This is a genomic window from Streptomyces sp. AC555_RSS877, assembly GCF_019049245.1.
Lineage (GTDB): Bacteria > Actinomycetota > Actinomycetes > Streptomycetales > Streptomycetaceae > Streptomyces.
In genome coordinates this window covers 1-223 of the sequence record NZ_JAGMUK010000235.1, presented here as the reverse complement: position 1 = coordinate 223, position 223 = coordinate 1, and the positions used below count along the sequence as shown (strand labels likewise).

Sequence of the window (223 nt, the reverse complement as noted above, 5' to 3'; positions counted from 1 at the left end):
GTGTGTATCGCTACTCATGCCTGCATTCTCACTCGTCAACCGTCCACAACTCGCTTACGCGGCTGCTTCACCCGGCAGACGACGCTCCCCTACCCATCACAGCGCCCGTTGGGGCTATATGCTGCAATGACACGACTTCGGCGGTACGCTTGAGCCCCGCTACATTGTCGGCGCGGAATCACTAGACCAGTGAGCTATTACGCACTCTTTCAAGGGTGGCTGC

General features: G+C 58.3%; 1 rRNA gene. It reads right to left on the bottom strand.

Annotation, left to right across the window (positions count from 1 at the left end):
* A 23S ribosomal RNA gene (locus KUM49_RS47080) occupies positions 1 to 223 on the bottom strand; the annotation flags it as partial.